The sequence below is a fragment of the Leifsonia sp. 2TAF2 genome (assembly GCF_052115085.1).
Lineage (GTDB): Bacteria > Actinomycetota > Actinomycetes > Actinomycetales > Microbacteriaceae > Leifsonia.
The window spans coordinates 432,239-446,779 of the sequence record NZ_JBFRFY010000001.1; the positions used below are offsets into that span (position 1 = coordinate 432,239).

The following is a 14,541-nucleotide window of genomic DNA, read 5'->3' on the forward strand; positions in this document are numbered from 1 at the left end:
ATACCCCTCGATCTGTGCTGTGGGGAGATTCTCTCACGAACGACCGCTGTTGACACGTGATAACGCGCTGTGTTGTACTTCTTATCACGTGGTAACCCACCACCTGCCGTCCACATCGACAAATCGGCCGCAGACGGCCGAATGACAAAGGAGTCCTCATGTCGGACAACCCGAACGCCCCGGCAGCGCCCGGCAGCGCAACCTCCCCTGCACAGCAGGCGCTGGCTGCCGACACGCAGGCCGAGCACACACCCACCGGATCATTCCGTGCGCCGGTGAAGCGCAAGTACATCGTCTTCCTGCTGCTGGCGATGTTCGGAGCGTACGTCGCACTGGTAGCGCCGATCGGCCTGTCGCTTTCGCTGCGCATCCAACAGCTCGATCCTGCGCATGTCGAAGTGCTGGGCTACATCATTGGCATAGCCGCCATCGTGAACACCATCACAGGACCGCTCGTCGGTATGTGGAGCGACCGCACCCGCTCCCGCTTTGGACGTCGACGCCCCTTCGCCCTCGGCGGTGCCGTCGTCGGTCTGATCGGCCTTGCCGTTATTGCGGCCGCTCCTTCCGTCCCTGTGCTTCTCGTCGGATGGGTCATAGCCTCGTTCGGTTGGAGCAGCACGATGAACTCGCTCATCCAATCCCAGGCGGACCGGCTGCCCGAGTCGCAGTACGGACGCGTGGCCGGTATGTCGGGCTTCGTCCAGATGGTCGCCCCGGTCGCCGGCGTGGGGCTCGCCAGCGCCTTCATCGGCAATAACTTCCTGGTCTTCCTGGTGCCCGGCGCCGTCGGCCTCCTCACCGCCGGGTGCTGGTTTCTCTTCGTGTCGGAACGCGACACCCGCGACGCGCGGTTCGCTGACTCGCTGAGCGCCCGCAAAGTGCTCGCGAGCCTGGTCTTCAACCCGCGTCGTTACCCCGATTTCGCCTGGAACTGGCTCGCTCGACTGCTGTTCATGACTGGCGTCACGTTCTCTACGACATTCACCTCGCTGTTCTTCGCCTCCCGCCTGACCCAGAGCGGACAGGTCTCTGAGATCGGCGGCATCATCGTCGTCCTCTCCCTGATCAGCATTGCGGTCACCGGTGCCGGTGCGCTGCTCGGCGGCTTCCTCTCCGACAAGCTGGGCCGCCGCAGGGTGTTCGTCCTTGGTTCCGGCATCGTCTACACCGTCGGAGCGATCACCCTCGCCTTCGGTGGGAGCAACTTCGCGGTACTTATCGCTGGCTCCTGCCTCACCGGCCTCGCCCTCGGCGTGTTTTCCTCCGTCGACCAAGCCCTGGTGCTCAACGTGCTCCCTGAGAAGGACACAGACGCCGGACGCTTCCTCGGGATCAACGGATACTCCACCTCGATTGCGCAGGCCGTCGCTCCGCTGGTCGCCGCACCGCTGATTCTGATCGGCGTCAGCGGCAACGAGAAGAACTACGGCCTACTGTTCTTGGTCGCGGCGGCGCTGACGATCATCGCCGGGATCATCGTTCAGTGGAAGGTACGGGGCGTGCGCTGATGACGAGGACGCTCTTCACCGACGGCTGGACTTTCCATCGCGGCGCCCAGGACACCGGCACCCCGCTGCGCCTCCCGCACGATGCCATGATCGGGGAGCCTCGGTCCGCAGATGGGGGAACGGACGGACACGGCGGATACTTCGCCGGCGGCCTCTATCTCTACCGCACGACCTGGACGGCGCCGGCCGACGCCGCTGAGCGCACCTACCGCTTGATGTTTGAGGGCGTCTACGGCGAGACGCGGGTGCTGGTGGGCGGCACCGAGACGGCCCGCAACGCGAGCCCGTACCGGGAGTTCAGCGTCTCGCTCTCCGCCGTGGCGCCGGGCGAAACCGCAGAGATCGTCGTGGAGGTGGACAACCGTGCCGTGCCCAACAGCCGCTGGTACACGGGCTCGGGCATCTACCGCCCGGTTTGGCTCGAGTCGGTCGCGGCCACGTCCATCGCGGACGACGGTATCCGTGTCCTCACCCGAGCGCTGCGGTCGAAGGCGGGTTCCGGAGTCATCGACGCGGCGGTCGACATCGCCGTTCACGTCGCGGGACCCGTGCCGGGCGGCGCGGATGTCACCGTGGAGTTCGCCTCGGACGGTGAGCTCGTAGCACGCACTACCGCACCGGTGACCGACGCCCGCATCTCGTTGGAGCTGTCCGTCCCCGATGCCCGGCCGTGGTCTGCCGAACACCCTTACCTCTACGACGTGCATGTGGCCATCGCTTCGGGCGGAAGGACTATCGACGAGCGCCACGAGCGCGTCGGCCTCCGCACTATCGAGGTGGACGCGCACCGTGGTCTGCGCGTCAACGGCGAAGCGGTGCTGCTGCGCGGCACCGCGGTGCATCACGACAACGGACCGCTCGGAGCCGCGACATTCGCTGCGGCGGAGCATCGTCGGGCGCGCCTGCTGAAGGAAGCCGGATACAACGCGATTCGGAGCGCCCACAACCCGCTCTCCCGCGCCTTCCTGGACGCGTGCGACGCGCTGGGCCTGTATGTGATGGACGAGCTGACGGACGTCTGGTTCCGGCGGAAGACCCCGCACGATGAGGCGCCGCGATTCCACGAGCAGTGGCGCGCCGATGCGGCCTCGATGGTCGCGAAGGACCGCAACCGGCCGTCGGTCATTCTGTACTCCCTCGGGAACGAGATCGCGGAGTCCGCGACTCCGGGGGGCGTCGAAGCGGCTCAGGAGCTGCAGCGGTTCTTCACCGAGGCTGATCCCACCCGGCCCACCACTATCGCCGTCAATCCACTACTGGCGATGATGTCCGTCCGGAGCGCGCGGGGTCCCGCCGCCGATACGCCTCCCGAGCGCAAGCCCGCGACGAGCACCGCCGCGAACCAGCTGACTGCGCGGATCGGCCGGCTCATGGTGCTGGCGTCCCTCCTTCCCGCCGCCGACCGGGCCACGCGGGACGTCTTCTCGGTCGTCGACATCGCGGGCTACAACTACGCCTACGCCGGCTATCCGGGTGCTCGGCGCCGCTACTTCGACCGCGTGATCGTCGGGACCGAGTCGATGCCGGGCGACCTGCCGGCGATCTGGAAGCGCGTCACCTCTGTGCCCGGCGTGATCGGTGACTTCGGCTGGACCGGCTGGGACTACCTTGGCGAGGTCGGCATCGGCTACTGGAGCTACGGTTCGGAGCCCGGGGGGATCGCGAAACCGTACCCCGGTATCCTCGCCGGTTGCGGCGTCTTCGACATAACCGGCGAACCGACCGCGATGCTGCACCTCGCCCAGGCGGTGTGGGGCATCACGGAAGATCCTGGGATCGCCGTCCGCCCCCTCGACCGTGCGGGACTTCGGCCGAACAAGACGCCGTGGCTCTCAACGGACGCCGTCTCCAGCTGGTCATGGGGCGATCGCACCGGCATCGCGGACGTCGAGGTGTACTCCGCCGCCGACACTGTGGAACTCCTGCTCAATGGACGCTCCCTCGGACGGCGGAAGGCCGGCAGCCGGAAGGGATACGTTGCACGATTCCGTGCCCCGTACGAGCGCGGGGACCTGGTCGCCGTCGCGTACCGCCACGGCGTGGAGATCGGACGCAGCAGCCTCCCCTCCGCCGGAGCGCCGCGACTGCGGTTGCGTGGCGAGTCCGGTGCGCTTCGCGGCCCGGACGACCTGGCATACGTGTGGGTCGAATTGGCCGACGACGCGGGCGTCGTGGATGCGGGGTCCGACGACACCGTCGTCGTGACCGTTTCCGGCCCGGCGACCCTCGCCGCGCTCGGCAGCGCGGCGCCCTCGACCGAGGAGTCCTTCGTGGATGGCGTCCGCTCGACCTTCCGCGGCCGGGCGCTCGCCATCATCCGAGGCTGCGGCGATCCCGGCGACGTCACCATCCATGTCCGCTCGAACCGCCACGGCTCCGCATCCCTCACACTGACCTCGACGAACGCCGAGACGAACCCGGCCGCCGTCACCGCACAGGAGCTGTCATGAGCGCCATGGAACCCATCCTTCCGGGCTTCTACCCCGACCCGTCCATCTGTCGTGTGGGCGACAGCTACTACCTCATCAACTCCAGCTTCGAGTACCTGCCGGGTATCCCGATCCACGTGAGCACCGACCTCGTCACCTGGAAGCTCGTCGGCAACGCCCTCACGCGCCCGAGCCAGATCGGGGAGCACGACGGGTACCCCAGCGCCGGCATCTTCGCTCCGACGATCCGTCACCACGATGGACGGTTCTGGATCATCGGGACGAACGTCAACGAGATCCCGCTGGGCCGCGGGCACTTCCTGATCCACGCTGAAGACCCGGCGGGGCCGTGGTCCGACCCGGTGCACGTGGCCGGTGCGATCGGCATTGACCCGGACATCGCCTGGGACGAAGAGGGCACCGCTCGCGTCAGCTGGTGCTCGCTGAACCCTGAGCAGCCCGGGATCCTCTCCGCCCCAGTCGACACGACGACGGGTGCCATGGCCGGTCCGGTGCGAGAGCTGTGGCAGGGGACAGGGCTCGCGTTTCCCGAGGGTCCGCATCTCTACCGGATCGGGGACTGGTGGTACCTGCTGCTCGCCGAGGGCGGGACCGAGCGCGGCCACGCCGCCACGATCGCTCGCGCCCGTACGCTCGACGGTCCGTTCGAGGGCGCACCCCACAACCCGTTCCTCAGTCACCGCAGCCTCGCGCATCCTGTTCAGAACACCGGCCACGCGGATCTCGTCGAGCTCGCCGACGGCACGTGGGCCGCCGTGCACCTCGGCGTGCGCCCTCGCGGCCAGACTCCGGGGTTCCACACCAACGGCCGCGAGACGTTCCTGGTCGGTGTCGACTGGGAGGACGGCTGGCCGGTGGTGGACGAGTCCCGGTTCACACAGTCCCCGGCCGAGCACGCATTCGCTGAGAGCTTCACGGACGCTGACCTGCACCCGCGTTGGCTAGGCGTCGGGCGCTTCCCCGCCTCGTTCACAAGCGTGATACCCGAGGGTGGGATCGTCGTAGAGGCCGATGGGCGAGGTCACGCACTGCTCGCGTCTCGCGCCACAGATCTGGCCTGGTCGGCGACCGCCCGCTTCGAGCCTTCCTCGGAGGGCGGCTTCGGGCGGCTGCTCGTGCGCATCGACGACCGCAACTGGTACGGACTGACCTACAACGGTAGAACTGTGGAGGCCACCGTGACCATCGGCCCGGTCGAGCACTCGCTCGGTCGCTACGACGTGAAGGCCGGAACCGTGCCCACCCTCCGCGTCAGCGCAAACGACGCACCGGTCTTGCCCCACGGCGTCGCCCTCGAGCCTGACCTCATCGAGCTCGCCGTCGTCGTCGACGGCGCCGAGCATGTCTTCGGCGCGGTCGACGGCCGCTATCTCTCCACAGAGGTCGCCGGCGGCTTCACCGGACGGGTGTTCGGCGTCGAGGCTCTGGCCGGCAGCATCCACGTGCACGACATCCACTACACCCCGACCACTTCGAGGAACCCATGACCACACCGCCCTACAGAGACCCCGCCCTTCCCGTCGAGGAGCGCGTCGCGGACCTGCTCTCCCGGCTCACACTGGAGGAGAAGGCGGGGCAGCTGACCCAATACTTCTACTTCGGGCTCCCGGAGCTCCCCGAGGGCTTCGACCTGGACTCGCTTCCGCCGGAGCATCGCGCCTTCGTTGACCAGCCAAGGCAAGTGGAGGCCGCGCTGGCCGAGGGCCGGCTCGGGTCCGCACTGTTCGTCACCGACCCCGCCACCATCAACCGGCTGCAGCGGGTGGCCGTCGAGAAGACCCGCCTGGGCATCCCGCTCCTGTTCGGGTTCGATGTCATCCACGGCCTCCGTACGATCCTGCCCGTTCCGGTCGCCCTCGCGGCCAGCTGGGATGTCGACCTGATCGAGCAGGCGCAGACCGTCGCCGCCCGCGAAGCCCGAGCCGCAGGCATCCACTGGACCTTCGCCCCGATGGTGGACATCGCACGCGACCCGAGGTGGGGCCGCATCCTGGAAGGGGCGGGAGAAGACCCGGTCCTGGGCGCCGCGGTCGCGGCGGCCCAGGTCCGTGGCTTCCAGGGCGACCTCGGAGCCGACCGCATCCTCGCCGGCCCCAAGCACTTCGCCGGGTACGGTGCCGCGCGCGGAGGCCGCGACTACGACGACGCCGAGGTCTCCGACTCGGAGCTGTGGAACGTCTACCTGCCGCCGTTCCAGGCCGCCCTCGACGCTGGAGCGGTCACCGTGATGAGCGCCTACATGGACCTCAACGGCGTCCCCGCGTCCGCCAACCGCTGGCTGCTCACCGACGTGCTGCGCGGCGAGCTCAGGTTCGAGGGGTTCGTCGTCTCGGATGCGAGCGCGGTGCGCTCGCTCGAGATCCAGCACTTCGCGGCCGACCAAACGGATGCCGCCGCACGGGCCATCACTGCCGGACTCGACATGGAGATGGCGATGTCGGATGCGGCGTTCGCGAACCTGCCCCGCGCCGTCGCCGACGGGCTGGTCGCCGAGGACGCGATCGACGCCGCAGTGCGCCGTGTGCTCACGGCGAAGTTCCGTCTCGGCCTGTTCGAGCATCCCTTCGCCGACGAAGCCGCCGCGGCATCAGTGCTCGACGCCGCCGTGCACCGTGAGGTGGCGCGCGTCGCTGCCGAGCGTTCGATCGTGCTGCTGAAGAACGCCGACGGTGTCCTGCCGCTGGACGCGGAAGCGGTCGGCTCCGTCGCGGTCGTCGGTCAGCTCGCCGACAGCAAGCGCGACCTGCTCGGGCCCTGGGTCTTCGACCATGTCACCGACGAGACCGTCACCATCCTGGAGGCGCTGCGGTCGCGACTCGGTGACGCCACCGTGTCGTATGCGCGCGGCGCCGGCATCGCCGAGCGGCTGTTCCCGTCCGAGTTCGATCGGGCCGACCCCACGGTCGTGGCGACGCCGACCGACTGGGACGACGATGCCGAGATCGCCCGTGCCGTCGACGTGGCCGCCGCATCCGATGTCGCCATCGTGGTGGTCGGCCAGCGGCAGAACCAGGCCGGCGAGAAGGCGTCCACCGCCACGCTCGACCTGCCGGGTCGTCAGCTGGAGCAGTTGCAGCGGATCGCCGCCACCGGCACGCCGGTCGTTGTCGTGGTGGTGTCGGGCCGCCCGCTCGACCTCCGGTGGCCGGACGAGCACATCCCGGCGATCGTGCAGGCCTGGTACCCCGGCACCCGGGGTGGCGACGCCGTCGCGTCCGTCCTCCTCGGGGATGTCTCGCCGGCGGGACGGCTGCCGTTCACCTGGCCGCGTCACGTCGGCCAGGTGCCGATGATCTACGCCCACAACCGGACCTTCCAGCCCGAGAACCAGCACGCCCGGTACTTCGAGGAGGAGAGCACACCGCTCTACCCGTTCGGCCACGGACTCTCGTATGCGACCTTCGAGTACGGCGAGCCACGGCTGGACCGCGAGGAGATAGCTATCGGCGAGGCAGCGACCATCTCGGTCACGGTACGGAACACCTCGGACCGGCCGGCGGACGAGGTGGTGCAGCTTTACATCCACCAGCGCCACGGCACCTCCACACGGCCCGTCCGCGAACTCAAGGGTTTCCAGCGCATCTCGCTCAGCTCCGGCGAGGAGCGCACCCTCGCGTTCCGTCTCGGACCAGAAGAGCTGCGCTACTGGAGCGCAGGCACCCGCGGCTTCGTCCAGGACGCGACCCTCATCGACCTGGGCGTCGGCGGCGACTCGACCATCCCACTCACCACCACTCTGCGAGTCACGACCGCGAAGGAACAGCGATGACGACCGAACCGACAACAGGCTTCCTCTGGGGCGCCTCCACCGCCCCCCACCAGGTCGAAGGCAACAACCTCAACAGCGACTGGTGGGTCTACGAGCAGCGGATGCCGCACTTCGGCCCCAGCGGCGACGCCGTCGATAGCTACCACCGCTACGAGGAGGACATGCGCCTGCTCGCCGAAGCGGGGCTGACCGCCTACCGGTTCGGCATCGAGTGGGCGCGCGTGGAGCCGCTGCCCGGCGCATTCTCGCTCGCCGAGATCGCGCACTACCGGCGCATGATCGACACGGCGCTGAGCCTCGGACTCGCCCCCGTCGTCACGCTGCACCACTTCTCCAGCCCCCGCTGGTTCATCGAGGAGGGCGGCTGGCTCGGCGACACGGCCATCGACCGCTTCACCGCCTATGTCGAACGCGTCTGCGACTTCCTCGACGGCGTCGAATGGGTGTGCACCATCAACGAGCCGAACATGTTCGCCTTCATGATGCTGATGGCCGCCTCCATCAACACCGATGCTGCGCCGCCGATGGACACCCCGACGGTTCAGCCCGAGAACGGCTTCGTGCTCCCTCTTCCCACGCCGGAGGCGACGCAGCGTCTGATCGAAGCGCATCACGCCGCCCGCGCCATCGTGCGCGAGCGCACCGGCGCGGCGGTCGGCTGGACGGTGGCGAACCTCGCGCTCTACGCCACCGATCCCGCCTTCGAGTCTCGACTGAAGGAGGAGCGCTGGACTCGCGAGGACGTCTTCCTCGACGCGGCCCGGGGCGACGACTTCATCGGCGTGCAGGCCTACTCCACGCAGGGGGTCGATGACGGCGGCCTCGTCCCGAACCCGCCCAGCCCGGACAACACGCTGGTCGGCACGCCCTACCGCCCGGATGCGCTCGGCATCGCGATCAGGCACACCTGGGACGTGACGGGGGGCCTCCCCATCCTCGTGACCGAGAACGGCATCGCCACTGCCGACGACGCGCGCCGGATCGCCTACACGACCGAGGCGCTGACCCACCTCCTCACCGCGGTCGACGACGGGATCGACGTGCGCGGCTACCTCCACTGGAGCGCTCTCGACAACTTCGAGTGGGGCCACTGGGAGCCGACCTTCGGGCTCATCGCGGTCGACCGAACCACCTTCGCCCGAACTCCGAAACCCAGTCTTTCCTGGCTGGGAGGCATTGCGCGTCGAGGCCGCCTGTGACGCTCGATGTGAACAGGTCGGGCACGAGCATCCGATCCCGTCCACGATCAGCGCTTAGTGCCGCGCACAGACGAGCACCATGTCCGTGCCAGAAGGACCGAAAGGAGCCGTGTTAGCAAGAAGCGACGGGGCTGATCGCCTGGGACCAGCCAAGCTTTCAGTGCAGTTTGGGAAGCTGAAGTGCTACCATTGAACTACACTCGCGCGGCCCGGAATCCCAGATAAACACTGGGAAGTGGGGCTGCGGCCCAGACTACCCGCTCAATGGTTTGTGGCCAAACTCACCGTTTACTCACCGCTTTCGGAAATCTGCTGCACGGGCCGCCCTTTCGGGCGGGTGCGGCGTTCGGCGCGGGGGTGGAATCGGGTGACACCGAATTGGCTGCTGCTCTCGAAGCCTTTGTGCCCGACTACGCGCCAACAGCCTCGACTGCGACTGGAGTTGTCTCCATGTAGAACTCGAAGGAGGTCCCGCCTAGTGAGCCAAACTGCGCGGAGATCTGGTACGTCCCCGGTTCGGGCATGAGGGCATTCGACAGATCCAGAACAAGTGGAACATGGACAGCTTTGCCTGATTCCAGGGCCACTTGGCTGTCGTACCCGATTTGTGCCTCTGCTCGGGCGACTTCGCTGCCGTCTGGCCCTTGAATCCTTACGTCGACTTCGAAGCCGTCAGAGCCGGCCACGTCTGCAACACTAAGCTCTGCCAGCAGCACCAATTGCGCGGCCATTGGAGCCGGGTACTGAGGACGTGCCAGTCGATTGATCCCCGCAGCTAGGACGTTAATAAGGCCTTCGCGAGCGTTTGCGGCATCAGCGAGAACCGCGATTGCAATCCGCACTACTTCTCCTCTAGGGCGCGAGTCACGTTGATACGGCCGCTCGCAACGTTGAGAACGCTGCTTGAGTAGTCAGTGTGACCTACGAAAGAGTACGGTCCTGAACTGGCCGCGTTGGGGTGGACGCCAACCGGGACGATCGTGATCCTGTTCGCGTTCTCGCCGTTGTGCAAAACGGTGTCAGCGTAGACAGACGTGTGTTGCATTGGGACCCTGCGTGAACGTCGCTCTCGAACAAGTGGCGGCAAGTCAGGGTCAGCGGGCACAGCGTCAATAGTCGCTTGGTATCCCATTGCGCGAAGGTACCTCGCGATTGTGGAGAGCTTGAGGTCTGTCTCGCCCGAAAGCACTTGAGATACTCGGCCCTCGCTGACCTGAAGAAGATCCGCGAGCTCACGCTGGGTCAAGTTGCTCGCCCGTCGAGCGCGAGCAAGCAAATCTGCCGTTCGAAGGGCAAGCCGTGCTGCGGCGAGTTCTTGGCGACCGGTTTGGGTTGATTCGACGCTGTCGATGATGCTGCGCCGCTTCAACTCACGGGGTGTCATGTTCAAGGTCCTCTGCTCTTACTGAGTGTGCTTCGTATAGGTCGTCGCGCTTCGTTTTGGCCTCGCTCTTGCCGAAAGCGAAGCCCAGTCGGATGAACTCGTCAAAGTCGTCGGGAAGTTGCCAGTAGTACCCGTTCCATGTGTCTTCCTTCGTGCCAAGCTTCCGCACGAAACCTCCGACTCCGTCCGTGTCGTAAAAGGTCAGACGGATGGCACCGACCTTCAACTCCCACATTCCTTGATCACCAAGGCGGTTGTACCCGCCCTGTATGGTGTCGCGAGGGATCTCGCCGTCTTCTCCGAGCATCTCGATCAACGCGAGTAAACGTATGCGGTCGTCTACCTGTCGTTCGTCCGGTAGTTCGACGGCCTGGGGATCATTCCATACTCCTTGCTCCAACTCCTCGAGGAGGACCATCGCGGGAACTGTGCCGTCTGAACGCACCGCACAGGCGATCTCCGCGTAAGCCCCGTCTACCACAACCGTACGAGTTACTTTAGGCAAAGGTAAACCCCCAATTTGTGGACAAGCTGAAGAGATCTTGAGCCCTGCGCGGCCGAGTTCTTTCAATCCACAACAAGCTAGCGGAACCGTCCGACGCGGCCTGGTACGCCGTCGCCAAAGTAGACCTCATCCCAGGGTGACCGTGGCGTCGGGCAGACTGGTGGGGTGGAACGTGAGCCTCCGGCGCCGAGGCCGTTCGGTGTCTCCGCCGATGAAGCGGTCGAGTTGTGCCGCGAATGGATGATCTACCTGGGCGCGGTGGACACCGTCGCGACGCACGATCCCGCCCGCCAACTCTGTGACCTCTACAGTTCCCGGTACCTCGCCTGGGTCGATAACGGACGGGGGAACCTGGATATCGATGCGGTGGAGAATGCTGCGAGGCTAGCGACCTCCGATGGCCGGCAGGCGTTGATCTTCGTGCGAGGGGGAATTCGACCGGTGGCGCAGCAACAGGCCGATGCCCTGGGCGTGGCGATCCTCTGGTACCACGCTGTCGACGCAACCCTGGCAGGCGCGAGTCGACCCGGTCTTGCGGTCGTGGCCTCAGGGCTGAGGACGGCCTAATCCATCGTCCAAGTCAGAGGCGCAAGGAAGGCGATGGAGCTTCGCTCGCGGTCGAAGCTCGTGTCGGGTCGGTGCGGGACGCTCGTGTGAGCTCACGGCGGGCTGCGATCCGGGACTTCTCGAGCGTCTCTTCTCGGGGCTGGCGCTGCATGGTCTCGGCCAGCTCGGTGAGTGCGGTGCGGGTGGTTCCCGCGATGACGACGGCTTCGTTTCTTCCTCGGCCGCGGGTTAGACCGACGTAGAGGCCGGCAGCGTCGACGCCGGGGCCGACGATGGATCGTTCCGTGGTTTCCCCTTGGACTCCGTAGACGGTGCTGGCATATGCGAGATGCAGGTGGGATCCGGCGTACTCGTGTGTGATCTTCTTCAGGTGAGACGAGTCGGTGAGGCTAGTCAGAAGCACGTGGTCTTTGGTGATGGCCTTGATGGTCCAGGTCTGGCGGTTCTCCACCCCGGAAGTGCTGTCGTTGCGTCGAGTCTGAACGACGTCGCCCACAAAGCACGGCTGATCAGCCTGAGCGAGTACCTGACGTTCAGTTGCGAGGTCGCCGGACGCGATGCGCTGAGTTTGGATGCTTTCGTTGATCTGTTGCGCTTCGGCATGGGTGGCGGTCACCAGGGCGATCGTCTGCCCGTGTCGGGTCGCATCGAACCATCCGTCGACCATCATCTGCCGGGCGTCGCCCTCCGTGGTGACGGACGTGACATGCCCCTTTTCGATTAGCTCGCCTGCGATCCGCTGTCCTTCTTCGGCACCGTCGGCGTCGCGGAGTCGCAACGTGAGGTCGGCCCAATCGGGATCACGGAACCGATGGATATTCGTGAGTTCGATCCGGCCGAAGGCTGCGGATCGGAACAGGGCCATGGCGCCCGAGTGTCCGACGGGGAGGGCTTGGTAGTCGTCGCCGACGACCGCGATAGTTGCTCGCGTGCGTTCGATGACGTCCAGAAGAGCGTTTGCGGCTTCGAGGTCGAGCATGCCGGCCTCATCGACCACGATCCGGTCACCCGGGCGGATCGCGATTCGCGGGCCTCGATACTCCGCTCCGGTCGTTGGGTCGATAGCTCCGGGGAGCAGTCGCGTCCACTCCGTGCTGCCAGAGGTGCTCGTTGTCCACCGCCATCCGTAGTCGTGGAGGAGCTGGTGGAGGGAGGAAGCGGAGCTGTTGGTTTCCCTCCCGGCGACTGTAGAGGCCTTCTTGGTCGGAGCGACGATGATCATGTTGTGTCCGTGCCGGCGAAGCGCGGCTCCGGCGACCTTGAGCATGGTGGTCTTACCCGTCCCTGCTGCGCCGGTGACGGAGACGATCGAGGCTGTGCCGGCAAGTGCGGCAGCACCATCGCTCTGGTCACCATCGAGGACGCGCTCCGGGTCGAGCGCGTGAGCGATCGCCGTGATCTCGCGGGTTGGGACGGCATCTCCGGGTGCTGCCATCGCGTCGATCCGGTTCGCGAGAGTGGTCTTCACGACAACCGTTGCGATGGCCATCCGATGCTTGACGTGCTTCGGCATATCAGGCTCGTTCAGCAACGTCACCGTATAAGTGCTCGCAGCAGCCTCAGAGACCGCGTCAACAGTTGCGGCAAGCTCAGTGCGTCCGGCCAGAATCCCAGAGGCCGCGATCGCGCGAATGGCGCCGGCCCGGATGTCCATGTCGCTGAATCGGCCGCCCGTGCCAGTCGATCGGGCATCCGCGTCAACGATTGCTCTGGCCGCGAGAAGCTCCAGATCCAGGTCGTCAATCAAGACCGCAGCAAGACGAGCGGGGGAGCGTGTTTGACTGATCGTCGGGTCCGCGTACCTCAGCTCTTGACGGATAAGCTCGGCCCAGTCGGCTTCGTCCAGCTCGCCCGGCTTGTTCGGCCGGCCGGCAGCCCACGCCCACCGGTCAATCTGATTCAGCACATCGTGGGACGGCTCCTGCCCGGGGTGCTGTTCCTTCCACCAGGCGATCCGGGTGGCCCGATTGGCTTCGATCTGCGCGGACCGCTTGGACAGCGGCCGCACCAAGTGCTGCAGTTGAGCGACCTCGCCATCCTCGTTGAGCGTGAAGCCCTTGGTGGCGAGAGCGCGGATCCAGGCCGGGTCGGTGCGGGTGGCGAGGTCGCCTTCGGCATTGATCACGTTTTGGAACCGCAAGGCAACGCGGGTGTCGATGTTGGACCACTTGCCGTCCACGCCTTGGACCTTCACGTTCAGCCAGAGGTGGCGGTGTTTATGGGGATCCAGGGAGCGGGAGCGTTCGTGGCGGAGTTCGACGACCTCGATCCGGGCCAGTTCCTCGCGGATGGCGCCACCTTTGCCACGGCGCGCGTTGAGCTCTGCCTGCCATATCTTCACGATTCGATCGCGGAGGCGGTCTTGCAGGTCTTCATAGGCGGCGGCCAGGTCAGGGTCGAGCATGGCCCCGATCGAGAACGACTTCGGTGCGTTGATCGTCGCATCCAAGATCAGGTCAGCGACGGGCGACTCAAGATCTCGTCCGCGGCGCTCCCCGGTGAGGGGATCGAGTCCGTCAACCCAGGCTTTGAGCTGGTCGCGGGTGAGGAGATCGTCGCGGATCGTACCGTTCTCGACGATGTACCGGGTCATGAGCGCATTGGCGTAGCCGGCGGCGGCGATCACTCCGTCGGCAGTTTTGGCCGTGAGGGTGGCGTCACAGACGCCGCTGAAGGCGTAGTTGACGGCTTGCTTGACCCCGTGGGATTGTTGTCCCCGCTTCCATCTGGCTACTCCACCTCGCACCTGCACTCACCTCCGCTTACTTCGTCTCGGTCTTCTCGAAACTGGGCAGTCTTGTCCTTTCGAAAATGACTTCCTCTACTTATTACTTCCGGTTCGGCGGGCGTTTTGGCGCGCAGGAGGCGCGCACCCGCATTCCTCCCGGAGGTTGCTCCCTCCCCGGCGGACAGTGAATGGCCGGATCTGGCGTGTTTCCAGGCGTTTGAGCGGGCAATGCCCTCTCATCTGTGAATTCGCGGCCCGCAACGGTTCTCGCGAGCACATCGATTGCAGATTCGTACGTCTCGCCGCGGCGGCAGCTCACGACAGAGCCACCCGACCGCCCGGCCAGCCAGCTGCAGCGCGGTGCCGTGTCCGAAACGATTGCCCTCACACCTACACGTTGTGTTTCCAAGCCAGTTCTGACGCGCAAA

Annotated in this window: 10 protein-coding genes; 6 read left to right on the forward strand and 4 right to left on the reverse strand. The window is 66.2% G+C overall.

What is annotated here, in order from left to right; translation table 11 throughout:
* Positions 1–158: 158 nt before the first annotated feature.
* The 5 genes from AB4Z18_RS02010 to AB4Z18_RS02030 are packed head-to-tail and all read left to right on the forward strand — an operon-like array spanning position 159 to position 8,929.
* Positions 159–1,511, forward strand: a complete 1,353-nt coding sequence (locus AB4Z18_RS02010; protein ID WP_441781034.1) for an MFS transporter — start codon at positions 159–161, stop codon at positions 1,509–1,511.
* Complete coding sequence (locus AB4Z18_RS02015; protein ID WP_441781035.1) at positions 1,511–3,961, forward strand: glycoside hydrolase family 2 TIM barrel-domain containing protein; 2,451 nt, start codon at positions 1,511–1,513, stop codon at positions 3,959–3,961. Before AB4Z18_RS02010 ends, AB4Z18_RS02015 begins: the two co-directional genes overlap by 1 nt.
* A complete protein-coding gene (locus tag AB4Z18_RS02020) occupies positions 3,958–5,448 on the forward strand; it encodes a family 43 glycosylhydrolase (protein ID WP_441781036.1) in 1,491 nt (496 codons plus the stop codon). Before AB4Z18_RS02015 ends, AB4Z18_RS02020 begins: the two co-directional genes overlap by 4 nt.
* Entirely contained in the window at positions 5,445–7,730 is a 2,286-nt protein-coding gene (locus AB4Z18_RS02025; RefSeq protein ID WP_441781037.1) for a glycoside hydrolase family 3 N-terminal domain-containing protein, read from the forward strand. Before AB4Z18_RS02020 ends, AB4Z18_RS02025 begins: the two co-directional genes overlap by 4 nt.
* Positions 7,727–8,929, forward strand: a complete 1,203-nt coding sequence (locus tag AB4Z18_RS02030; RefSeq protein WP_441781038.1) for a family 1 glycosylhydrolase — start codon at positions 7,727–7,729, stop codon at positions 8,927–8,929. The genes AB4Z18_RS02025 and AB4Z18_RS02030 overlap by 4 nt, the downstream gene beginning before the upstream one ends.
* 410 nt (positions 8,930–9,339) lie before the next feature.
* Here the strand turns inward: AB4Z18_RS02030 and AB4Z18_RS02035 are convergent, their stop codons facing one another.
* Genes AB4Z18_RS02035 through AB4Z18_RS02045 form a run of 3 tightly spaced genes read right to left on the reverse strand, consistent with a single transcriptional unit; the run spans position 9,340 to position 10,731 of the window.
* Positions 9,340–9,771: a DUF6941 family protein gene (locus AB4Z18_RS02035; protein ID WP_441781039.1), complete on the reverse strand. Its 432-nt coding sequence runs from the start codon at positions 9,769–9,771 to the stop codon at positions 9,340–9,342.
* Complete coding sequence (locus AB4Z18_RS02040) at positions 9,771–10,313, reverse strand: helix-turn-helix domain-containing protein (protein WP_441781040.1); 543 nt, start codon at positions 10,311–10,313, stop codon at positions 9,771–9,773. The genes AB4Z18_RS02035 and AB4Z18_RS02040 overlap by 1 nt, the downstream gene beginning before the upstream one ends.
* Complete coding sequence (locus AB4Z18_RS02045) at positions 10,300–10,731, reverse strand: hypothetical protein (protein WP_441781041.1); 432 nt, start codon at positions 10,729–10,731, stop codon at positions 10,300–10,302. The genes AB4Z18_RS02040 and AB4Z18_RS02045 overlap by 14 nt, the downstream gene beginning before the upstream one ends.
* Before the next feature lie 252 nt (positions 10,732–10,983).
* Here AB4Z18_RS02045 and AB4Z18_RS02050 point away from each other — a divergent pair, with 252 nt between their 5' ends.
* Positions 10,984–11,385 (forward strand): hypothetical protein, encoded by a 402-nt coding sequence (locus AB4Z18_RS02050; RefSeq protein WP_441781042.1) that lies wholly within the window; start codon positions 10,984–10,986, stop codon positions 11,383–11,385.
* Positions 11,386–11,398: 13 nt separating this feature from the next.
* Here AB4Z18_RS02050 and AB4Z18_RS02055 read toward each other — a convergent pair whose 3' ends face one another.
* Positions 11,399–14,011: an AAA family ATPase gene (locus AB4Z18_RS02055; RefSeq protein WP_441781043.1), complete on the reverse strand. Its 2,613-nt coding sequence runs from the start codon at positions 14,009–14,011 to the stop codon at positions 11,399–11,401.
* Positions 14,012–14,541 lie beyond the last annotated feature (530 nt).